Here is a 22282-nt window from a genome sequence, read left to right on the forward strand (position 1 = left end):
CCAGTTCCAATGCGGGAACAGATGCAGCACATCCTTATCTTTGGCCCATTCGCTTTGGTACAGGTAATACACATCTTTTGGGAATCCTGCCAGGTCGATGATGCCGAAGTACGAACTTCGCGAAGGCCACCAATAGGGGGTAGGTTCGCCCAGGTAGTCGAATCCGGTCCACACAAACATTCCGGAGATGTGATCGAACTTTTTCACCATGCCCCAGCTTTTTTCGTGCGTCGAGCCCCAGGGGACATGGCAGTTGTCGTACGACGAGCAGGCATGCGACGGATCGTGGAAGGGCTTGTCCCAGCGCTCGGGCCAGGTTAGCATGCTGTCGCTGGGCATGCGGTAATAGCCGCGGGTCATCAGCCCCGAAGTACTTTCCGTCACAATAAACGGCATGCCCGGGAAATTTTCGGGTACGCCTTCAAACCATTCGTGATGGTAGTTATAGCCGATCATGTCCAGGGCCTTGGCTTTGTAGATATGGTTGTTGGGGTTGGGCTCGTTGTTTCCGGTGGTGATGGGCCGGGTTGGATCGAGCTGTCGGACGATATTAGCCAACTTTTGCGTGAGCAGCGAGTTGATGCTTAGTTCTTCCCCCTCGTGCGTCAAAGCACTGTCGTCACGTTTGAAATTCAGCAAGAGGTTGGCTGATTTCGCATCCAGCGTATCGGCATCGGCATGGGTCCATTGTTCCAAAACTTCGTTGCCAATGCTCCACATAAATACCGACGGATGATTGCGGTCGCGTTTAATATGGTCGGTCAAATCTGTTTCATGCCATTCCGGGAAATAGTGCGAATAATCGTAGGGGGATTTCCTTTTGCGCCACATGTCGAAGGTTTCATTTTGAACGATAAAGCCCATTTTGTCGCACAACTCAAGTAACTCCGGAGCTGGTGGATTATGGGCGGTTCGAATGGCGTTGCAGCCCATTTCTTTTAGAATTTCCAACTGACGCTCCAGTGCCCGGGTGTTGATGGCGGCTCCTAAAGCTCCCAAATCGTGATGATTGCAAACACCCAATATTTTGGTGGGTTCGCCGTTCAGAAAGAACCCTTTTTCGGCATCAAATTCAAAGGATCGAATGCCGAAATTCGTTTCATATCGATCAATGATCTGCCCGTTTTCACTCAGTTCACTCACCGCTTTATACCTGACCGGATTGGCAATCGTCCACAAGTCAGGCTGGCCAACAGCCAGCATTTGTGTCGTTTGGTGCTGCCCGCCAGCCGGGATGATTAATTCTTGCTGTTCCGAACTCACTTCTTTTTCATTCGCATCTACGAGGAGGGTGATCAACAGGATTTCCCGCTCAGCTGAAGTTTGATTCTCGATTGTGGTTTCAACTTTCACACTCGCTTTTTCAGTACTGACTTCGGGCGTGGTAATGTAGGTGCCCCATTGTGCTACATGCACCGGATTGGTTTTAACCAACCACACATTGCGATAAATCCCGGAGCCGGAGTACCAGCGCGAGTTGGGCTGCTCGGAATTATCGACCCGCACAGCAAGTATATTTTCTTCGCCAAACCTAAGGTGTGGCGTTAAATCGTAGCGAAACGAAATGTAGCCATTCGGACGTTTGCCGAGTAACTCTCCGTTCAGGTAAACTTCGCTATTCATGTACACCCCGTCAAAGTCAATGTAGAATTGCTTACCGGTGTCTGCCTGATCAATGGCGAAAGTCTTCCGGTACCAGCCAACACCGCCAGGCAGGGCGCCGCCACCAGGAGTGGCAGGATGATCGGGACTGAACCGCCCTTCGATGCTCCAGTCGTGCGGAACGTTCAAAGTTCGCCAGTCTTCGTCGTTAAACTCGACGGTTTTATAATCAGGGTTATCGCCCAGCATGAATTGCCAGTTTTTGGTGAATTTGATTACTTCTCTTGGCTTTTCAATCTTAGGCTGGCAGGAAGCTAAAACGATGATTAATAGGGTTAGGAGTCGTGGACAGTGGATTTTTTTCATTCTGATATCGATTCGATTGAGGTTATTTTTATCAACACAAAAGTAAACGATATCTGGTTAAGCACAGGCCCGAGGCAAAATAAAATGGGGTTGTTTTGTTTCCAATCAGGTAGCATTTTGATAAGCTGCAGCGTTTTTGATAGAATATAGAGTTGTTGGAAACGTGGTCGATGTATCGATTTTTGGAAATAAAAAAGGAGACTGGCTTTGTCGATCTCCTTTTCACTGATTTTTACTGTGTAGAAATCTTATTTCTTGATGAACCTATAGGAATGGTTGATTGATTGGTCTTTTACACGAATAAAATACATTCCAGGCTTCAGATTGGCGACATCAATATGCTCAAGTGTGCCGCTCCGTTTTTTCACTGTTTGTCCGTTGGAATTGATGACAGATGCTTCAACTGGTTGTGGAAAAGTCTTTGCAAAATGAACGATATTTTCGACAGGAGATGGATAGAGCCAGTTGGCATCTTCCTGATCTTCAATCATGCCGAAATTTCCTGTCGAAATTTCGGGTGCAGGCTCATCCGGGCTGAGCAGCGAAATTCCGGCGTCGATATATTGTCCCCCGGTAGTTTGGGTGCAATGTATGGCGATGGTATTAATGCTGTTTGAGCGGATCGCATTTTTTGCGGCTGTGCTGATTGGAAGGTGGACATAGCTGGTGGTCCACCCCGTAGTGCTTGCGGCTAACACCCCATTGATGTACACCTTGCAATCTTCGTCATGGTGAATGGTTAAGACCAGCTTGTCTCGTTCAATGCCAGACAGATCGCCAACCGGCACTTTGCGGCGAATCCAGATGTTGGGAGAGTTCCAGAGAGTGCGTGCCACAGCGCCCGGTGTTCCTTCGGTTCCAAAGCCTGCCTTTCCAGAATTCCAGCCAGAATCGTCAAACGGTTCCTCGGTCCAGTTTCCGGGAGGTTGGGTATTCGTGTATTGCCAGATTTTACCTTCCTGTTGCGACGAGGGGACAACATCAGTCAGAAAAATTTCTCGTTCAATCACTTGGGTATTGGCGGCACGAATCCGTTGTAGGTCTACTTTTTCCAAACGGTCATAGGTGAGCAGCCCGTTCACCTCAACTTCGACATCGGTAATCTCGGTGTACACAGCCGCAGAAAGGCCGTTGTTGGTTTTGAAGATGGTTACCTGCTTCATGTATTCTTCATAGTAGTCAAAAAATTCTTCTTCGTTGTTCACCATCACGTAACCAAAACCATCGTTCCACAGATGCCCGTGAATTTTATAGCCAACGCCACCAAATTCGCCACAGGCGAGTGCTTGTATTGAACTAGTGGGCACGGAGGGAGGGGGATAACTGTGGACATCCAGTATATGGCCCACGTCAAAAAACGATCCCCCGCTAGCTTGGTTAACCACCCGAGTTGGATCCATGCTCATGACCTTTTCGACCAGTTCGGGGGTGCGGTGCTGCCCTTGTGATTCGTTAAAAATGACCCACATCACAATACTGGGGTTGTTTCGCAGCGACTCGACCATGCGGGTGAGTTCTCTTTCGTAGGCTACCTGATCAACCGGAGGATGCGTGTCGGTGTACGAATTGGCCGAAGGCATGTCTTGCCACACGAGTAGACCCAGCTTGTCGGCCCAGTAATACCACCGATAAGGTTCCACTTTAATATGCTTTCGAATCATGTTGAACCCGAAAGCTTTGGTCATTTCAATGTCATATTTCAGCGCTTCATCGGTTGGGGCTGTGTAAATACCATCGGGCCAAAACCCTTGGTCAAGTGGTCCATGGTGAAACAGGAATTCGTTGTTCAGGAAAAGCTTTTTGTGGCCATCATCGTCTTCCACCGAAATCTTTCGCATTCCAAAGTAACTTTTAACAGAATCAATGGCTTCGGCGTCACCCTGTAAAATTATTTCCAGATCATAAAGAAAGGGTGAATCCGGCGACCATAATTTCTGGTTGGGAATGGGAATTTGAACTTCCTGATTGGTATTTCCCTCTGCGGTTTGAATTACACTTCCTTCATCTTTTACTTTTGCCTGAAATGTCAAGCCTGGACTGTCACCCGACGTGTTTACGGTCAGTGTCAACTGTTGCTGGTCGATATCCGAAACCATAAGAATTGTCTCGATAGCTGTTTCTGGTACAGGTTCGAGCCAGACGGTTTGCCAAATTCCGGTTACTGAGGTGTACATGATTCCTCCGGGATACAGGGTTTGTTTTCCTCGGGGGAAACCTCCGGCATCGGTAGGGTCGAACACGCGGACAGTGATTTCTTGTTCGCCTGAGGTTTTCAGATAATCGGTAATGTCGAAGGAGAACGGATCATAACCTCCCAAATGGGTTCCTACGCTGGTTCCGTTGATGAAAACTTCCGTTTCGTAGTCCGCCGCTCCGAAGTTTAATCGAATGCGTTGGCCCTTCCAGCTCTCGGGGACACTAAAATAACGGCGATACCAGATGCGCGAATGGTGTTTCATCACTCCGGAAATAGCGGATTCAATAGCAAACGGAACCAAGACTTTGCCTGTTAAGTCTTCTTCGGGCAAGGCTTCCTGAGCACCGATTCCTGGCTGAAACTGCCATATGCCGTTGAGATTCATCCAGCTGCTGCGTTCGAGTTGAGGCCGGGGATATTCCGGTAACACGTTTCCCGGATCAATGTCTTGCGAAAAGTTGGTCATAAGCGGCGCCTGCTTCATTTGCCAGTCTTGAGCCACTGACAAAAAGGGCAATATTAGTAACAGGACTTTGAGCATAAATTTCATGAGCGGGCGATCTTGTTTTTATTTAGGTTTCACATCGGGTAGAAGAGCTTTCTTTCACCAGCTTTCTACAGAATGAAGGGGGTTTCCGTTTCCGCACTTCGTCGTCTGTTCATGATACACCTAAATGCGAACAATCACTCATGGAAGGATCAATTTCCAGTGGGATTCATTCTCTTTTTTGAGCTATGAAGACTAATTGTTGCGTGGGCATTGGGGTCACTCTTTTTGAGTAAAAACAAGTTGCTCGTTGCCATCTGTCAAGACCAGGTTTGAACCCTCAATCTTGTAGCCCCAGGTTCGGTTGTTGAGCAATTCCAGAAATTGGGTTTCGGTTTCCAGGTCGGGACAAGCCATCTTGGTGGCGATAATCATTCCAAATTTCAGCGTTGGCCCATCCTGACGCACAGGTCCGTTTATCCGGTTACATCCGCCAAATCCTGAAAATCGGTCGTTGTTTAGCTGAAGTTCCAGATAAGGTAACTCACGATCGACTACCACTGGAATATCGTTGATGAGTTGCAATTCCCAAGAGGCATTGAGTTGACTATTCACCTGAGCCGATGGCTTTTCTTTGGTTAAAATATACCAACTGGCATAGCTCGACTCAATTGGGTTTCCTTCCAGATCAAGAATGAAAAGCTGGTTGTCTTTAGCGACAAACTGCTTCAGACCAGCATGCTCTGGCTTGCTTGTGAGTGTGACAATGGTGTCGTCGATGAGTTCATATTTTCCGGAATCGAGAAACTCGCTGGCTTCCCTTCCCTGGTAACGGGTGGCTTCGGTGTAGGTGAAGTCTTTGTTCAGGCTCAGTGAATAGTTAATTCCCGGGCAATCAGCACAGGGCAACTCTCCAAAATATTGGCCAGTTGGCACCACCGACTTATTCAAAGCACAAGCTTGAAGTAAAATGACAACCAGAAAAAACCAATTTAAATTTTTCATGTCTATTCTATTAAGCGAATCGTTCAAGAAAAAACGCATTTTTTTGCCTCTATATGTAATTAAAACTACTGATAGACAACAAATGTTTAAATGAAAGCCGAAGATGCACAAATTACCGTCAAGGTTGTGTTTATTGAGCTTTTCGACTGAATTATTAACTAAAATTAACAATGTTTAAGAGCCGGTTTTGTTTAACCAATGCATATGATTTTAGTATATTTGGCCAACTTTTTTTACACATTATAGTCGCTATCTATTTATGAATAATTTTAGAAAGTTTCTTTTGCTGACGTGGATTATAGCCTTATCTGCCGGGATAGTCAGTGCGAAGAATAATGAAAAGCCAGAAGGCTATCAATTCTCTGTTATCAATGAAATTCCAAACACATCTGTGAAAGATCAGTATCGCTCTGGTACCTGTTGGTCGTTTTCGGGACTAAGCTTTCTCGAAGCTGAAATGCTTCGCAAAGGCGGGCCGGAAGTGGATCTCTCCGAAATGTTTATTGTTTGGCACACTTACGATGAAAAAGCACAAAAATATGTGCGTCTTCATGGCAATTTAAATTTTTCAGCCGGGGGCGCTTTCCATGATGTGACGCAGATCATCAAACGATATGGAATCGTTCCTGAGGAAGTTTATACCGGTTTGAGCTATGGCGAGTCCAAACATGTTCATGGAGAGATGGATAAGGTGCTTCTAAAGCAGGTGGAAGGTGTTATTGAAAATCCAAATAAAAAGCTAAGTCCGGCTTGGCGGGAGTCCATTCGGGGAACCTTGGATTCTTATTTAGGAGAAATTCCGGCCAGCTTCGAATACCAAGGGGAGACATACACCCCTCAGAGTTTTGCGCTGGATTATGTGGGGCTCAACATGGACGATTATGTGGAGGTCAGTTCATACACGCACCATCCATTTTATTCAAAGTTTATTATTGAAGTTCCGGACAATTGGATGTGGGACGAGGTTTACAATGTGCCTTTGGACGAGTTTGAAGAGATTATCGATCATTCGCTGGCCAATGGCTATACCGTTGCCTGGGCTGCCGATGTGAGTGAAAAGGGTTTTAGCACGTCGAAAAAGGGCGTAGCGGTGGTGCCTGCCGTTGACAAGGAAGAAATGAATGATGCTGAAATAGCCCGTTGGGAGAGTATGTCGGAAAGTGAAAAAAACACTGAACTACACAAATTGGAGAAGCCGGGTCCTGAGAAGAAAATCACGCAGGAATTGCGTCAGGAGGCTTTTGACAACTACCAAACCACAGATGATCACGGCATGTTGCTCGTTGGTACCGCACAGGATCAAGAAGGAGCAGTCTATTATAAAGTGAAAAATTCGTGGGGCGATTACAATAGTTATGATGGATATTTCTACGCATCAAAACCGTATATTCGGTACAAAACCATGAGTATTATGGTACACAAAGATGCGATTCCGAAGGATATTCGGAAGAAATTGGATCTCTAGATGAAGAAGCTCCCATAGCCGCGGGAGTTTTTTTATGCCTTTTATCGGACGATGCTTATCTTTGGAACGGCAACAACGCCGGGGCATTTGCCAGGAGAACGAAAGAGATCAGCTTGGTAATCAGATTATCCACTTTCGAAGGTCGGGTGCCAGAATTAAATATCCGCAAGATAGTTCGATGAAACGACTTTTACTTTTTATACTTACGTGTTTTTCGATTGCTTCTGTGCAGGCGCAAGACGATTGGTCGTGGTGGAACGAAACGCATGGCTGGGAGCCGGGCATGCCGGGGTGGCGTAGTTTTATCGTCATTAGCCCCGGCTATTTGGGACCGAACGCTTTGCCAGTCCCCGATGTGGCCAGGGGTTTGCTTGAAACAGCGAAAAGTGTGAAGTTGAGTTTCGACTTGCATTTTCGCGAAGGCGATCCTACACAAAACCTGGCTGGCCGGTTTTATTATCCGTTTTCAGATAAAATAGGGATTGAATTATATGGTGTTTTGTTTGAGCACTATGCCATGTCAAACGTCATTCGGGATGAGCGGGCGGCGCGTGATCGTGATGGCAGGGGAGTGGCGATTGGCGATTTATATTTTGGAACTCACATTCAGTTGGTGAAGGATCGTAAGTTTCCGAACACTCTGGTGCGTATGGTGGCAAAAACGGCTTCGGGAAGACCCTTTGATGCCGCCCGTTACAGCGACAGTCCGGGATATTATTTCGATTTTAGCTTTTCAAAGCAAATCCCCCAATTTATGGGCGGACTGAATGGTTTACCATTTGCTTCGTTTGGCTTTTATTCGTGGCAAACCAACGACATGAATAACTTGCAGAACGATGCCTTCATGTACAGTGCCGGATTCGAATTCAACAATGAAAAATGGCGCATCACAAATTCAGTTAGTGGCTATTCGGGCTACAAGAACGAGCGGGATCAACCGGCTGTGTATACCTTTTCGGCAAAACGAGAGCTCAGGAAAAATGCCCTGCAATTTCAATATATTTGCGGGTTGCATGATTGGAAATATCAAACAATAAAACTGGCGTATTTATGGCAATGGAAATAAAAAAAGCGGTACACCGGCTTCATCAGAATAAGGGTTTCATCAGATTTCTACACTGCTACGCTGTTTTTCTGTTATTGGGAATTGTTGTGTTTTTGACAACACGTCATGGCGACGTAGTTTTATTTGTCAACCGATATTCAGATGAATATTGGGACACGTTGATGCTGTTTTTAACAGATTTAGGTTTGGGGACGGTGGTTGCCGGAGTTATGGTCGCGCTATTGTTTTGGAAAGTGCGGTTTGGTTTAACGGGTCTGATAAGCTTGGGTTTGGTTGCAATCTTTACCAACCTGGGAAAAAAAATGCTGTTTGCCGAGCGTGCCCGACCGTTTAATTATTTTTATTACGATGATTTTCACCGTTTTATTTACACAGCCGAGTTAAATTACCACTACAGCTTTCCATCGGGCCACTCCATGACGATTTTTGCAGCTATGAGCCTTTTTGCAGTGCTGGCCGGAAAGAAATGGGCAGCCATGATCTTTTTTATGGCCGCTCTGATCATTGGCTTTACCCGTATTTACCTGCTGCAGCATTTCTTTCTGGATGTTTATGTCGGATCTGTTTTGGGTGTAATTTCAACCATTTTTGCCATTGTCATACTCAATGGCATCCTTCGGTTGAATCGATTTTCATGGTTTGAAAAGCCGATTTACGGTATTCGTTTAAAACGTTGAAGAAAATGCCCGCTAAAGTTTCTCATTTACTTCTTCCCTGCTGATTGTCTGGTGTAGTTGCTCAATCACCCGGTTCCCCAACGCCGTTTTTCGGTCAATGTGGTTGAGAATTTCCCGGACAAAGTCGTTGCTTTCAAACTTTCCCCGTACATTTTCAAAATCCAACTGTTTGGTTTTCTGATCTCCATCAATTCCGAAGCCAGTCATCGATTCGAGCCGGAATTCTTTTTTTGCATCCGAATAAAGCATTTTATCGATCGCCACGACACTTTGCTGCCATTCCTTAATGATTTGGATGATATCTTCCACCGACATGTCTTCAAGAGACTTGTCGAAATATTTCGCGATAAAATCAACAGTCCAGTTCCATTCGTAGTTGTAGTAGTTATCATGCAGCGAATAGAAGATGTCTTCAATCTGCCTGAGCTGGTTAATACTGCCGGCTTCCACTCCGTCCAGCAACTCAGAAATAGTATGCTTCGGAGCAATCAACCCGGCAAGGTCAATCCAGTTACCTTTTCCTACCGTTGAGTCGGCTTTTAAGCAGTAGTACACGTCGCGCTGAGTTTCCAGGGTGCAGGTATTGAGCCGGGTGATGATCGAGTTGCCAATGAATTTCATGATAGCCATGTGGTACAACTCAATGCCACGCAGCAGCGAAGTGCGCTTAATTTTGGTATTGTTGTAAGAAAAGACTTCGGTTGTTTCTCCTGAAATTCGCTGGATTTCCTTCAGCTTGCGAATTCCTTTAGCCATCTTTTGAATGGTAAACGGGCTGAGCAGGTTGAAGTTCACACAATCCATTTTTTTCGGATCGGTGCGCTTATCGCGGCGGGGCCATTTCAAAACGTCGCGGATGGTTCCCACGCTTTTCAGGTTAATTGCCGGAGCAAGCCAACTTTCGTCTTTGTTTTCAATCAGGTAGGAGAAAGGCATGTCCGAAGTGTCTGAGTTCTTGTAATGACGCCCCATGACCATGGTGAAAGCCCCGATTTTTGCGGGCCAAAGCAAATACGAATCGCTGGTGGTTTTGGAGCCACGCTCAACAATCCCATGGTGGATGGGGCCGAGCTTGTACATGTGGTTACTTTGGTTTGATCCGCTTCCGGCATTGCAAAACGAAAACATGCCGGCGATTAACAAGGTCGATTTGTGGTGAGTGACCGTGTAGGGACCAGCAAAAAGCGCACAAGCTTCGCCGTGAAAGCCTTGACAGTTGGCAAAAAACAGTGAGTTTTCAGCCGAATACTGCGATCCCAGTTTACACCCCTGTCCGATGAAGCAATTGGATACGATCGCACCATCAGTTACCTCTGATCCTGAAGAAATAATAAAATCCTTCATGATGATTTCATGTCCTAATTTTACCGGAGCCGAAGCATTGCTGTTGACGGATCCATTTTCAAGCTTGCTGCACCCGTCAATGATTGTGTGTGCCCCGATTTTTACATTTTTAATTTCGCGGCAGTTGATGATTTGTGAGTACTGTCCAACGAAACCCTGGTCCGCCTTTTTTTCTTCAGTATAATCATCAATGAGTTGTTCCAACTTATCGGTAAATACTCTTCGATGTTTGTAAAAGGCAAGCATGTAGGCCAGATGCGCTGATAGCTGATCGTAAATAGCCACTTTACGGCCGCCAGTTTCATCCAATACTGAAACTTGTATGCCATTGCCAAAGCTTGAAACACCTTCAACAGCCAGTAAATCGGTGTTGTCAATGATGACATGATCTTCAATGTCGTAGTTGGCGATGTAGTTTTTTACATGATTGACAAACACATTATCTCCCAAAGTGCAATTATGAAAATGCGCGTTGTACAGGCCACAGTGTTTGGTAACATTTCCAAAAAAAGTCATGGATTCATTGAGCAGTCCGATTCGGTTTTTACCCGAAAATCGGCAGTTTTCAAGTCGTTTTGCATCAAATCCTTCTTTGACCAAAATATTGTGCCAGTTTTCAGCCTTGTTTTTGTTCTGTTCCAGCTGTTGAATTTCGGCTGTCGTTAATGGACGGTACTTATCGTTTGGCATTGTCGATTCATTTATAGTGTAATTTGGGCAAGATAATCAAAATGATCGCCCTTGATGAGTTGTTTTACTTGCAGTTTATTTCTTCCGACGTGTTCTGTTAGAAGATCCGGATCAACATAGAGCCAGGGAAACTCGCGGCTCTTTTTGTTCTTGTATTCCGTTTGGAAGCTTAATTCACCGTAATAGCTTTCAGCAACCAAATCAATAACGGCCGATCCGTCTTCATCCGTATATAAAAAAATAAGATCGGACGAATCGATCAAGATTTGACCTTTCGGCTGAAGCAGGTTGCCTAGTTTTTGTAACAGCAGGTCTAAGCGGCTTAAGCTTCCGGCAATTCCGGTTCCGTTCATCAACAGGAGAATGGTGTCGTATTTGTCATTTTCAAATTGAAAGAAATCAGCTTGCCGAATGTCTGTAACCCCCCGATCTTTCATCACCTGACAGCATAGAGGAGACCGCTCGAGCGCCGTTACTTCAAGGCCCTTTTGTTGCAGATAAAGTGCATGGCTTCCTGCGCAGGCTCCTACATCTAAAATTCGGCCGTGAGCCAAATCAAGCGCTTTTTGCTCCAAGGCCGGCATTTGCTTGTAACTACGAAAAAAGTATGATGGAAGCACTTCATCGGTGTCAAAATTTTCTGAATGGATATAGATAGGCGAATTGTCGCGATGAAAGTGGTAGTTGAATACGCCTTGAGAAATTGGATCTTCTTCCGGAAAAATCATACGAATGATGGCTTATTTTAAAAGAGATAATTCGGCTTCAAATTTAAAACAAGTTTCGTGTCTTTGCGAATAAATGTAAAAGCCTTCTGATTCTCCTTCTCCAATAATGAAGATTTTTAAATCGGGATAGTTTTTGGAAATATCTTTAATCTCATCCAGATTGATGTTTTCCTTTTGCAACCAGATGGATGTGCTAAACTCACCCAGTCTCAATCTTTTCCCCGCCAGATCGGCGTGCTCGAAAAGTTCGAGTGATTTGTGGTAGTTTATTTGTTTAAAATTAACCATCTTTTTGATTTGGTTGTGGAAAACAATTTACGACATTTTCCTTTTTTAAGGGCAGTCTGGCTTTGAAATTTTATGAACAATTTTGTGTGATTGCGGGTAAGATATTGGTTATTAGAACAAAGCGCCGGTTTTTACCGGCGTTTTGTTCTAATCTAAATTTTTCTAAAATCGGAATCCCAAAGTCATGATTAACTGGTCTTTGGTAATTTCAAAGTTGGCCAAATCGGAACCATTATAGACCTCTGCATAATTTTTATCCAGGGCATGTTTGTAGGCCACATCAAAGAAAAATCCCCCCTGGCGAAATCCCAGGCCGCCTGAAACTGCAGATGAAACAGCATCGCTGGTGTCCATTGCGGTGGATTGAAAATTTTCATTCATCGGGTTGGGGTAGTGTTCGTATCCGCCTCTCAAACTCAGTTCATTCGATAAGCGGTACTCAGCGCCAACATGCAGATTGCCTACCGACTTGTAAGCATTCTTGATTTCCTGATTCTCATCAAAGAAATCATAACCATCGCCGCCATCGTCTAATTTGATGGTTGAATAATCGACGTATTCATAGTCAAGGCTGATTATGGCTGATTTCCCGATGACATAGGCGGCACTGAAGACAGCTTTCATCGGAGTTGTTAAATCGTAGTCGTAATCACCAAGCGGCGAAAGCGCTTCAAAATTCTCTGAGCCGTCATCAAAGCTAATGTACGAATACATCGCATTGTCAAAGTAATCGTGCAAACGGTAGAATGTCGGAGTATGAACAGCTACGCCAAAGCGTAAAGCATCCGTCGGTTTATAAATCGCTCCCAACTTCACATTAAATCCGGTTCCCGTTGTATTCAAATATGTGTTGAAAGTATAGTCATTGAAATAGGGAATGTTATTGTCGACATCGTTCTCGAATAAACTGGTTCTTTCTTTAAAGTCAACATTGTGAATGCCTACGGTGGCTCCCAAATAAAATCGGTGATTGAAATTGGCTGCCATGGAGATCAAAAACTCATCGATATTTCCTTTTTGTGAATATGACTTTCGCTGCGATTGGCCGTATCCTGCCTCCGCAATATCATTAAAATATTCGCCATTATCTTCATCAAAAATGAGCAAATCAGTTTGCCAGGCCAGTTCTTCGTAGTAATTGCTCCAAACATCATTATTGGCATTGGCTGTAAAATCGTCGAGCAAGGTCGAATTGGCGTCTCTGGCTTCCATCATGCGTTTCATATTGAAGTTATTTAGCCGGTTATAGCCTACACCAAAACTCAATCCAACCATGGAGCCATTCTGGGTTCCGTTGTCTCCAAAATTGGTGACGTAGCCAACATTGGGTAGCCCGATGGTGTATTTTGACTCGTTGGTTGTTTGGCCCAGGTAATTAACATCAACCGACGTTTTTCCAAACGAAGGAGTAACTACAAATTCGCTACTGCGGTAAATTCCCAAACCTGCCGGGTTAATGCTGGCCGAAGTGAAGTCGCCACCCAAGGCTCCAAAGGCATTTCCCATGGCCGCCGAACGGGCCGTTCCTTGTATTCTGTAATCTGAGTAACGTAACCCGTCAACTAAGTTTTGTCCAATTGCGGTTGTGCTGATAAAGAGCATGACAACCAGTATGTATTGAATTTTTTTCATGGCTGAATCAAATTTGATAAACAATACTATTCGCTTTTTTTGTCCTATTGTTATTAACGCCGGCCACTGCCACTTGAACCGCTGCTCCTGCTGCTTCCACTGCTGCTTGAACCGCTTGAACGACTTGGGCTGCTATAGCTTCCACTGCTTCGGCTCGGGCTTGACTGGTAGCTGCTGTTATTTGAATTCGTACTTCGGCTTGGAGCTGCCTGGTAGGTTGACCGTGGCGTTGTGCTTGAGCCTTTGCTGTATGAAGAACTTGATCGGTAGGTCTTCTGATAACTGCTGGAACTACTTTTCGGAGTACTTACTCTCGAACTGCTACTGCTACTTGGTTTGCTGTAAGTAGAAGTTCGCGGGGTAACATAGTTCTTGCTGTTATAGCTCGACCGGGTGACAGTTCTGGGCTTGCTGTAACTTGGTGTGTATTCTCTTCGCTGGGTCGTCGTTGTTTGCGGCTGATAGGTCCGCTGGTTTGTTGTCGCACTTTTTACCGTGTTGGTTGACGATCCGTCAGTCGAAATACTTCTCCGGCCTGAAGAACTAACTTCTCCGGAAGTGGTTAATCTTCTCTTTTCAACAATGGTTGCATTCTTAGTGGTGCCACCACCATCAGTGGTGCGTCTTCCGCTGTTACTTACTGTTGACGAGGTTGACCTGCGTGAGCTGCCAAGATCTTGGGTCGATGTGCTTTTCAGTCTGGAACTACCGCTTGTTGAAAGCCGGCCTACAGATCCTGAACCTCCGCTGCTTGCATAATTGTTATATGATGAGCGGCGGTGTCCGTACTCATAACGATCGGAATCGTAATAATGATGATGTCCCCAGTAGCTGTTGTACCCGTAATAAGGATACCCCCAAGAGTAGTAGGGGCTGTACCAACTGTATCCGAATGAATAATACGGGCTGTACCAACTACTTCCCCAAGGGCTATAATAGCTGTAGTAGCCACCATATCCTCCGTAATACCACGGATCATAAAAGAAAGGATCGTAATAGTACGGATCATACATAAATCTGCTGGAGTAATATGAACCATAGAAATAAGGACGGTGGAAACGATTAATCCGATAGGCATAATCAATCTCATCGGCGTCGTAGTAGTTATTGATTACGTAATCAATATCTCCGTCGTTTTCATAAATGGTTGTATCTGATCCCATCAACTCCATATTGCCCATGTCGTATAGAAGTTCATCAGCAGATGGATCATCGCTTTCATAAATGTGATTCTTCAATGTTTGTGAGCCATCTGCATTTTCTTCCATCTCCGTAATCACCTGCTGTCTTGAAACGACTTGTGATCTGCTCTCATTGGATGCTGTTTTTTCAACAATTGCGGGAGGAGGAACATCTCCGGGCGTAAAATAGATGTCATCGTACCTGTCGGTTACGTATGTCCCGGTGGTACATGCACCGAGTAACAGTGCTAATGCCGAGATAAGTGTAACTTTTGCTTTCATAACTAGACCTCCTGTATCTTTAAAAATAAATTATTTACTTTGTAGCTTCAAAATTCAATACAAAAGAAGCAAATACCATACCAAAACAAAAGATATGGCTAAAGAATTAACTTCAAGAAGTGAAAATTATTCTCAGTGGTACAACGAGCTGGTTGTAAAAGCCGATTTGGCCGAGAATTCGGCTGTTCGTGGATGCATGGTGATTAAGCCATATGGCTACGCCATTTGGGAGAAAATGCAGGCTGAACTGGACCGGATGTTTAAGGAAACCGGCCACGTCAATGCCTACTTTCCTTTGTTCATTCCGAAATCGTTTTTTAGTAAAGAAGCCGCTCATGTTGAAGGCTTCGCCAAAGAGTGTGCCGTAGTTACTCATTACCGCCTAAAAAATGATCCGAATGGCAAAGGAATTGTCGTAGACCCGGATGCCAAGCTGGAAGAAGAGCTGATTGTTCGTCCAACTTCGGAGACCATTATCTGGCACACGTACAAAAATTGGGTCCAGTCGTACCGCGATCTGCCCATTCTGTGCAACCAGTGGGCCAATGTCGTTCGTTGGGAAATGCGCACCCGCCTGTTTTTGCGCACAGCCGAGTTTTTATGGCAGGAAGGGCATACGGCTCATGCCACTAAGCAGGAGGCCATGGAAGAGACAGAACGCATGGTGAATGTATATGCTGATTTTGCTGAGAATTTCATGGCGCTTCCGGTTATAAAAGGAGCCAAATCAGAAAATGAGCGTTTTGCCGGTGCTTTGGAAACCTATACCATTGAAGCCTTAATGCAGGATGGAAAAGCGCTGCAATCGGGCACTTCGCACTTTTTAGGGCAAAACTTTGCCAAAGCGTTTGACGTTAAATTCGCCAATCGCGATGGTAAAGATGAATATGTTTGGGCGACCAGTTGGGGGGTTTCAACCCGGCTGATGGGAGCTTTGGTGATGGCACACTCAGATGACAATGGGTTGGTACTGCCTCCAAAGCTTGCCCCATTCCAGGTGGTCATTGTTCCGATTTACCGAAAAGAAGAGCAACTCGCAGAGATCACCAGAAAGGTCGATGAAGTGGTTACCAAATTAAAAGCCAAAGGAATCACGGTGAAGTACGATAGTCTGGATACTAAAAAGCCAGGATGGAAATTTGCCGAGTATGAATTGAAAGGTGTCCCGGTACGTTTGGCAATTGGGCCGCGTGATTTGGAAAATGGCACCGTCGAAGTGGCTCGTCGCGATACACTGACCAAAGAAGTGGTTGCCCTGGACAATATTGACCTGTACGTCGTTGATTTATTGGATGATATTCAGCAAAATATTTATAAAAAGGCATTCGATTATCGTACCGAACACACGACACCGGTTGATACTTATGAGGAATTGAAAGAGGTGCTGAATAACAAAGGCGGTTTTGCTTTGGCACACTGGGATGGAACAGCGGAGACCGAACAGAAAATTAAGGAAGAAACCAAAGCGACCATTCGTTGCATACCATTTGACGGGGTGAAAGAGGAAGGAAAATGCATTTATTCAGGAAAACCTTCGTCGCAACGCGTTTTATTTGCGCTGGCTTATTAGGTTTTTCGCAAATCATGATAAAAGGAAGCAGTCATTCTTGGCTGCTTTTCTTATTTTTAGGAAAAATCTAAGCGAATGACAAAAGTTACGGATAACAACCACAACTACGAGCTGATCGTTGCCAAGTCGAATGTGAAACAACAGGCGCACGCCAATACCTTGGCTTCGTTTAATGTGTTGAAAGATGTGTTGAAAGAATTGGTCGAAGAGTTTCGGACCGCGCTCAACGGCAAAGTGTCGGCTGAAGTGTTGCCTGTTTACATTGAAAAAGGCCCTTTCGAAGCCGAGTTTAAACTGGCCGGCGACTTGCTGGTTTTCAGCATGCACTCCAACATTTTCATGTTTAACCGCGAACACCCGATTTGGAAAATCGATTACGTGAAGGAGCAACCGCTGAATTCCTATTGTGGCATCATTCATATTTATAATTTTTTGTCCGACTCGTTTAAGTACAACCGGCTGCAAGACTTGGGCTACCTGATTGCGCGGATTTTTATCAATCAGGAAAGTCATTTTTTTGTTGAAGGGAAGCGACAATCTGGTGAGCTGGTGAAAGATTTCGGAAACGATGTAGTGACCAAAGATGTTTTCAGGCAAATTCTGAAAACAGCCATTAAATATGCGGTTGACTTCGATTTGTTGGTTCCTCCTTACGATCAGGTGAAGATCGCTTCGGTGGAACAGATGAAAGATGAAATCAGCCATTCAAAAATAATAACCGGCAAACGTGTTGGTTTTAAGTTTAACTCTGATGATATTTAACGATATGGAAAAAGTAATTAGCCGTTTTATTCGATATGCCAAAGTGCATACGACATCTGACCCGAAAAGCCAAAGCTTTCCGAGTACTGATCGCCAGCTTGATTTTGCGGAGCAACTTGTGGCTGAATTAAAGGAAATTGGCATGGAGGACGTTGAGAAAGATGCCAATGGTTATGTAATGGCGACCCTTCCTTCGAATATTGAACAGGATTGTCCGGTGGTTGGCTTTGTCGCTCACATGGATACCAGCCCTGATTTTTCGGGCGATAACGTAAATCCGCAGATCATAAAGTACGAAGGTGGAACCATTCAATTGAATGAAAAAGTGGCCTTGTCGCCGGAGCAGTTTCCGGATTTGCTGAACTATGTTGGACAGGAAATCATTACCACCGACGGAACAACCTTACTAGGCGCCGATGACAAAGCCGGGTTAGCCGAAATTATGACTGCCCTGGATTACCTGCTGGAGAATCCGGAAGTGAAACATGGAAAAGTGCGTGTTTGCTTTACGCCCGATGAAGAAATAGGCAAGGGAGCCGACTTTTTTGATGTGGAAAGATTTGGGGCCAAATTCGCTTATACCCTTGACGGTGGTGAAATTGGAGAATTGGAATATGAGAACTTCAATGCTGCTATGGCTACTCTAACTATTAACGGGCGCAGCGTGCATCCCGGTGCAGCAAAAAATAAAATGATCAATGCGATTGAAGTGGGCACCCGGCTGATGTCGATGCTGCCTGCCAATGAACGTCCGGAATTCACTGAGAAACGCGAGGGTTTTTTCCATTGCGTGTCGTTTCAGGGAGCTGTTGAGAAAACCAGCGTTACGCTTATTATTCGTGATCACGACATGAGCCTATTCAAGAAACGAAAAAACGTGGTGACGCAGGCATGCAAGTTTCTGAATGATATCTACGGAGAAGGTACTGTGGTGTTGGAAATGGTTGACCAGTACTACAACATGCGTGAAAAAGTGGAACCGGTCAAATATGTCGTTGATCTGGCCGAAGAAGCCATGCACGAACTGGGAATCAGTCCGAAAATCAAACCCATTCGCGGAGGAACGGACGGCTCGCGCCTATCGTATATGGGTTTGCCGTGCCCGAATATCTTTGCCGGCGGTCATAATTTTCACGGGCCTTATGAGTACGTGCCAACCAAATCAATGATCAAAGCGGTTGAAGTGGTGATTCGCATCTGCGAAAAGGTAGTCAAATTGGGCGATGCTTCCTGAACTGAAAAACTATATTGCCGCTGAGTCTTTGTTTTCAGCTGCCGATCGCTTGGTACTGGCCGTTAGTGGCGGGTGCGACTCCATGGTCATGCTCGAGTTGTTTCGACAGCTGGAATATGACTTTGTGGTTGCCCATTGTAACTTCAAGCTTCGTGGCGCCGAGTCGGACGGCGATGAGGTTTTTATGCACGACTACTGCGGCGAACACGGCATTGAACTGCATGTAAAAACCTTCGACACACGGGAATTCGCACTGCAGGAAGGCATTTCCATTGAAATGGCTGCACGCGAATTGCGCTACCAGTGGTTTTATGAGTTGCTGGATTCGTTAGCCTACAGTTATTTGATGACGGCCCATCATCAAGACGATTTGGTTGAAACCATGTTAATTAACCTGAGTCGGGGAACCGGAATCCGCGGCTTGAGCGGTATTCATCCCAAACGGGGACGCTTGGTCAGGCCCCTGTTATTTGCGGCAAGAGAACAGCTAATGGCTTACGCGCAAACGATGAACGTTCCATTCCGCAATGATTCATCCAACCTCGAATTTGTGCATCACCGCAACCTGATCCGCCATAAGATCTTGCCTTTGCTGGAAGAAATTAATCCGGCGTTTAAAGTCAATGCTGCTAAAACCGCTGCTATCTTAAGAGAAACGGAAAAGGTTTACCAGGCGAAAGTGGATGAGGAACGCCAGCATTTGGTCAGTCGTGATGGCAGCAGCCTGAAACTGGATTTGGCGTTTTTGCAGCAGTCACCTTTTGTCGAAACTTTGCTTTTTGAGGTGCTCCATCCGTTTGGGTTTAATTCCGATCAGGTGAAGGAAATTGGGCTCGCCCTGTCAGCAGAGGCAGGAAAGGTGTTCTATACGGAAACTCACCGACTGGTGAAGGACCGCGACGTGTTTATTCTGACGCAGAAATCGACCGATCACCTGAGTCGTTTTTATATTGAAGTAGATTGTCTGGAAATGACAAAACCTTTCGATCTTCAACTTGAACGGTTGGCTCGGAACAAGCACTTTCAGATATCCAAAAGCCCGGCCGTAGCTGATTTGGATATTGATTTGCTTGAATTTCCGCTGGTCCTTAAAAAGTGGGAGCAGGGAGAGTATTTTCAACCCTTAGGCATGAGTGGTTTCAAAAAGCTCAGCGACTTCTTTGTCGATGAAAAGTTCTCGATTCCCGAAAAAGAAAACTGCTGGATTTTATACAGCGCGGGAAAAGTCGTCTGGATCGTTGGCCACCGCATCGACAACCGCTTCAAAATAAGCGACAACACCCGGACCGTCTTGCGAATAACGGTTGCTGATTAATCATTCTTCTGGACAGGAAGGCGATGAATCACCGGCGTTTATTGTTGTTCAGGTGCCTCAGTTTCCTTCTCTTATATTCCAAGGCCAACCCCTCGTAGGACACCAGGATTCAAACACTTAGAGGGGCTTAGCGGATTTTTTTCGGGATCTCCCGCCGGATTGCTCCAATGTGTTTGGGTTCTTACCAGTCAACTTTCTGTTTTGCATTTGCATGCTTCTGTTCGATTAAAAAATCCCAACAAATGGGGATTGTACCACTCGCTGGCTGCCGCTACTTTCGCAGACATAAAATTTACCTATTAAAAAATGACGTTGAAAATGAAGAAGAAACTGTTATTTGTGGTCCTGCTGGCTGGGATTTCAGCAGGCTATGTGAATGGACAAAACACGGCTGAAAAGCTGTTGGATGCAGAGGACAAATTGAGCATTGGCGGTTATGCCCAAATCGACTATAATCAACCCTTATCTTCTGATCTTCATCAGAATGGGAAAATGGATATTCACCGTTTGGTGATGATGTTTGCCTATCGTTTTAATGAGCGGACCCAGTTTGTTACTGAAATTGAATATGAGCACGTTTCGGAAGTTTACGTGGAACAGGCTTTCCTGAATTACCGGATTAATAATTGGTTGAACTTCCGGGGTGGGTTACTCCTTATTCCAATGGGGATTGTGAACGAGTACCATGAACCGGCTACTTATAACGGGGTTGAACGGCCTAACCTGGATAGTCGGATTGTACCAACTACCTGGCGTGAAATTGGTGCGGGATTCACGGGAACCTTTCAGGAACTGGATTTGAAGTATCAGCTTTATGTGGTCAACGGCTTTAAAAGCTACGATGGCGGAGCAAAGCTTAGCGGTGGCAATGCCTTGAGAGGCGGACGCCAAAAAGGAGCCGAATCAATTTTGACGCATCCCAACTTGTCGACCAAGTTCGACTACTATGGTATTCCAGGTTTACGACTGGGATTAAGCGCTTATACGGGAAAAACACAAACCAGCCTTTACAACGGAATCCCTAAAGATGATCAGGCGATGGAAGCGATGGCTGATTCATCGGTTATTGGGTTGAATATGCTGGGTCTCGACGGCCGCTATTCGACCAACGGATGGGTGTTTCGCGGACAGCTGAATTATGCGTCGCTGAATAATACGGATGAGTACAACGCCTTTACAGGTAAAGACTTGGGAAGCCAGTTGTTTGGCTACTACATGGAAGCCGGTTATGATTTGCTTAACAAGCAAAGTACCGAACAGAAATTGGTTCCCTTTGTGCGCTACGAAAAACACAACACCCACCAGAAAGTCGATGGCATCGCGAAAAACCTGGCCTACGACCGGACTGATATTACCGCTGGTATTGGATGGTGGATGGCTGCCGGAGCTGTCTTGAAAGCGGACTTGCAATGGTTTGGCAACGAAGCGACCGATGATTATACTAAGCAATTGAACCTTGGAATTGGAATATGGTTTTAAGAAAATTTGTCATAGCTGTAGCTTGCCTTTTGTTGATTTCAACAGGGCAAGCTCAACTTTTTGGAGCGGGTGCTGAGGATGCCGCCTCCAAAAAGTTGATTAAGTTGTTGTCGAAAGAACTGGACGCTGATCGTTCTGAATTCGCCTTGGAAAAGTTGGACGATCATTGCTTTCAGAGCGAATTCATTGAAGATGTTTCGAAGGTTTACCGCGACCAGAAAGCCAGCGGCTTTGTCGTTTCTGCCAAAGGGAAAGGTAGGCACGATCTTTTCAGTTACCTGATTTATTTTAATGAAGACCGCGAAGTGGAGCTGGTGAAGGTGACCAGCTATTATTCCGACCACGGCGGTGAGATCGCCTCGAAACGCTGGTTGGAGCAGTTTGTTGGCTATGATGGTGGAGACCTCGACTATGGCGACGAGGTACAAGCCATTTCCGGTGCCACGCTGTCGGCCGGTTCGATTGTAATCGGCATTCGCGAAATCACCATCTTATTGCAGGATTGTAACCTGTAGACTGAGCTTCTTTCAAAACGCCCAATTTTTGTGGCTTCCGGGCAAGTATGTCCCTTCCCTCGGATCTTTTTCGCGTCCATTGGCGTCCCGGGCCTGCCCATCGGCAAAAGTTCTGACGCAATCAGCCCCATAGATCTGCCTTTCAGCCAAACTTTTCAAATAATTGGGCATACAGAGCCTCCCCTTGGCAAAATCCCTTGTTTCATGAGGCAGACGGAACGCCTTGTATTAATTTCCTGTCTTCACAAACTACTTTCGAACAGTTCCAGGTAAAACTTGGCTATAGTGGGAGAGCCCAATCCAGCGATGAACGGGTTTCGCGGCCCATTCAAAAAATGAAAGCACCCATTTCGGCGATGAGAATCAATCCATATGTCTTGTGTTCATGATGCAAAAT

General features: G+C 45.4%; 17 protein-coding genes. 9 read left to right on the forward strand and 8 right to left on the reverse strand.

The annotated features are described in order from the left end of the window. The 3 genes from AAC033_RS11720 to AAC033_RS11730 form a co-directional block, all read right to left on the reverse strand. Window positions 1-1968 (reverse strand): glycoside hydrolase family 2 TIM barrel-domain containing protein (locus tag AAC033_RS11720; protein WP_339738293.1); only part of this gene is annotated, 1968 nt, incomplete at its 3' end. Window positions 1969-2216: 248 nt separating this feature from the next. Continuing rightward, the gene (locus tag AAC033_RS11725; protein WP_339738295.1) at window positions 2217-4715 is read right to left on the reverse strand and encodes a sugar-binding domain-containing protein; all 2499 of its coding nucleotides are present in this window, start codon (window positions 4713-4715) and stop codon (window positions 2217-2219) included. Window positions 4716-4931: 216 nt separating this feature from the next. After that, the gene (locus AAC033_RS11730) at window positions 4932-5657 is read right to left on the reverse strand and encodes a copper resistance protein NlpE N-terminal domain-containing protein (RefSeq protein ID WP_339738297.1); all 726 of its coding nucleotides are present in this window, start codon (window positions 5655-5657) and stop codon (window positions 4932-4934) included. A gap of 259 nt (window positions 5658-5916) precedes the next feature. On the opposite strand from AAC033_RS11730, the gene AAC033_RS11735 reads away from it, so the two are divergent. From AAC033_RS11735 to AAC033_RS11745, 3 genes are all read left to right on the forward strand, one after another. Further along, entirely contained in the window at window positions 5917-7122 is a 1206-nt protein-coding gene (locus tag AAC033_RS11735) for a C1 family peptidase (RefSeq protein WP_339738299.1), read from the forward strand. 178 nt (window positions 7123-7300) lie between these two features. Then, a complete protein-coding gene (locus AAC033_RS11740; RefSeq protein ID WP_339738301.1) occupies window positions 7301-8188 on the forward strand; it encodes a hypothetical protein in 888 nt (295 codons plus the stop codon). Further along, window positions 8173-8865 (forward strand): phosphatase PAP2 family protein, encoded by a 693-nt coding sequence (locus tag AAC033_RS11745; RefSeq protein ID WP_339738303.1) that lies wholly within the window; start codon window positions 8173-8175, stop codon window positions 8863-8865. The genes AAC033_RS11740 and AAC033_RS11745 overlap by 16 nt, the downstream gene beginning before the upstream one ends. A 12-nt stretch (window positions 8866-8877) precedes the next feature. Here the strand turns inward: AAC033_RS11745 and AAC033_RS11750 are convergent, their stop codons facing one another. The 5 genes from AAC033_RS11750 to AAC033_RS11770 form a co-directional block, all read right to left on the reverse strand. Continuing rightward, window positions 8878-10899 (reverse strand): DUF4954 family protein, encoded by a 2022-nt coding sequence (locus AAC033_RS11750; RefSeq protein ID WP_339738305.1) that lies wholly within the window; start codon window positions 10897-10899, stop codon window positions 8878-8880. Window positions 10900-10910: 11 nt separating this feature from the next. Further along, complete coding sequence (locus AAC033_RS11755; protein WP_339738307.1) at window positions 10911-11627, reverse strand: methyltransferase domain-containing protein; 717 nt, start codon at window positions 11625-11627, stop codon at window positions 10911-10913. Between the two features lie 12 nt (window positions 11628-11639). Continuing rightward, a complete protein-coding gene (locus AAC033_RS11760; RefSeq protein WP_339738309.1) occupies window positions 11640-11915 on the reverse strand; it encodes a hypothetical protein in 276 nt (91 codons plus the stop codon). A gap of 162 nt (window positions 11916-12077) precedes the next feature. Beyond that, the gene (locus AAC033_RS11765) at window positions 12078-13547 is read right to left on the reverse strand and encodes an outer membrane protein transport protein (RefSeq protein ID WP_339738311.1); all 1470 of its coding nucleotides are present in this window, start codon (window positions 13545-13547) and stop codon (window positions 12078-12080) included. A 53-nt stretch (window positions 13548-13600) separates the two neighbouring features. Then, window positions 13601-15010 carry a hypothetical protein gene (locus AAC033_RS11770; RefSeq protein WP_339738313.1) on the reverse strand — a complete coding sequence of 470 codons (1410 nt, stop codon included), beginning with the start codon at window positions 15008-15010 and terminating at the stop codon, window positions 13601-13603. Between the two features lie 94 nt (window positions 15011-15104). Between AAC033_RS11770 and proS the strand changes: the two genes are divergently transcribed. The 6 genes from proS to AAC033_RS11800 all read left to right on the forward strand — a co-directional run bounded on the left by proS (window position 15105) and on the right by AAC033_RS11800 (window position 21885). Then, on the forward strand, window positions 15105-16580 hold the full coding sequence (proS, locus tag AAC033_RS11775; protein ID WP_339738315.1) for a proline--tRNA ligase: 1476 nt from the start codon (window positions 15105-15107) through the stop codon (window positions 16578-16580). Between the two features lie 75 nt (window positions 16581-16655). Next, a complete protein-coding gene (locus tag AAC033_RS11780; RefSeq protein WP_339738318.1) occupies window positions 16656-17342 on the forward strand; it encodes a hypothetical protein in 687 nt (228 codons plus the stop codon). Between the two features lie 4 nt (window positions 17343-17346). Further along, window positions 17347-18576, forward strand: coding sequence for a peptidase T (pepT, locus tag AAC033_RS11785; RefSeq protein WP_339738320.1), 1230 nt, complete (start codon window positions 17347-17349; stop codon window positions 18574-18576). Then, window positions 18566-19891: a tRNA lysidine(34) synthetase TilS gene (gene tilS, locus AAC033_RS11790; RefSeq protein ID WP_339738322.1), complete on the forward strand. Its 1326-nt coding sequence runs from the start codon at window positions 18566-18568 to the stop codon at window positions 19889-19891. The genes pepT and tilS overlap by 11 nt, the downstream gene beginning before the upstream one ends. A gap of 318 nt (window positions 19892-20209) precedes the next feature. Continuing rightward, window positions 20210-21370, forward strand: a complete 1161-nt coding sequence (locus AAC033_RS11795; protein WP_339738324.1) for a hypothetical protein — start codon at window positions 20210-20212, stop codon at window positions 21368-21370. After that, window positions 21361-21885: an FMN-binding protein gene (locus tag AAC033_RS11800; protein ID WP_339738326.1), complete on the forward strand. Its 525-nt coding sequence runs from the start codon at window positions 21361-21363 to the stop codon at window positions 21883-21885. The genes AAC033_RS11795 and AAC033_RS11800 overlap by 10 nt, the downstream gene beginning before the upstream one ends. Window positions 21886-22282: the final 397 nt, after the last annotated feature.

Origin of the sequence: uncultured Sunxiuqinia sp. (assembly GCF_963974515.1) — a bacterium.
GTDB lineage: Bacteria > Bacteroidota > Bacteroidia > Bacteroidales > Prolixibacteraceae > Sunxiuqinia.

Excerpts from the sequence above, each read along its gene's own strand:
- AAC033_RS11725 (WP_339738295.1), bottom strand. The coding sequence starts at position 4,715 with ATGAAATTTATGCTCAAAGTCCTGTTACTAATATTGCCCTTTTTGTCA.
- AAC033_RS11730 (WP_339738297.1), bottom strand. The coding sequence starts at position 5,657 with ATGAAAAATTTAAATTGGTTTTTTCTGGTTGTCATTTTACTTCAAGCT.
- AAC033_RS11735 (WP_339738299.1), top strand. The coding sequence starts at position 5,917 with ATGAATAATTTTAGAAAGTTTCTTTTGCTGACGTGGATTATAGCCTTA.
- AAC033_RS11740 (WP_339738301.1), top strand. The coding sequence starts at position 7,301 with ATGAAACGACTTTTACTTTTTATACTTACGTGTTTTTCGATTGCTTCT.
- AAC033_RS11745 (WP_339738303.1), top strand. The coding sequence starts at position 8,173 with ATGGCAATGGAAATAAAAAAAGCGGTACACCGGCTTCATCAGAATAAG.
- AAC033_RS11750 (WP_339738305.1), bottom strand. The coding sequence starts at position 10,899 with ATGCCAAACGATAAGTACCGTCCATTAACGACAGCCGAAATTCAACAG.
- AAC033_RS11755 (WP_339738307.1), bottom strand. The coding sequence starts at position 11,627 with ATGATTTTTCCGGAAGAAGATCCAATTTCTCAAGGCGTATTCAACTAC.
- AAC033_RS11760 (WP_339738309.1), bottom strand. The coding sequence starts at position 11,915 with ATGGTTAATTTTAAACAAATAAACTACCACAAATCACTCGAACTTTTC.
- AAC033_RS11765 (WP_339738311.1), bottom strand. The coding sequence starts at position 13,547 with ATGAAAAAAATTCAATACATACTGGTTGTCATGCTCTTTATCAGCACA.
- AAC033_RS11770 (WP_339738313.1), bottom strand. The coding sequence starts at position 15,010 with ATGAAAGCAAAAGTTACACTTATCTCGGCATTAGCACTGTTACTCGGT.
- proS (WP_339738315.1), top strand. The coding sequence starts at position 15,105 with ATGGCTAAAGAATTAACTTCAAGAAGTGAAAATTATTCTCAGTGGTAC.
- AAC033_RS11780 (WP_339738318.1), top strand. The coding sequence starts at position 16,656 with ATGACAAAAGTTACGGATAACAACCACAACTACGAGCTGATCGTTGCC.
- pepT (WP_339738320.1), top strand. The coding sequence starts at position 17,347 with ATGGAAAAAGTAATTAGCCGTTTTATTCGATATGCCAAAGTGCATACG.
- tilS (WP_339738322.1), top strand. The coding sequence starts at position 18,566 with ATGCTTCCTGAACTGAAAAACTATATTGCCGCTGAGTCTTTGTTTTCA.
- AAC033_RS11795 (WP_339738324.1), top strand. The coding sequence starts at position 20,210 with ATGAAGAAGAAACTGTTATTTGTGGTCCTGCTGGCTGGGATTTCAGCA.
- AAC033_RS11800 (WP_339738326.1), top strand. The coding sequence starts at position 21,361 with ATGGTTTTAAGAAAATTTGTCATAGCTGTAGCTTGCCTTTTGTTGATT.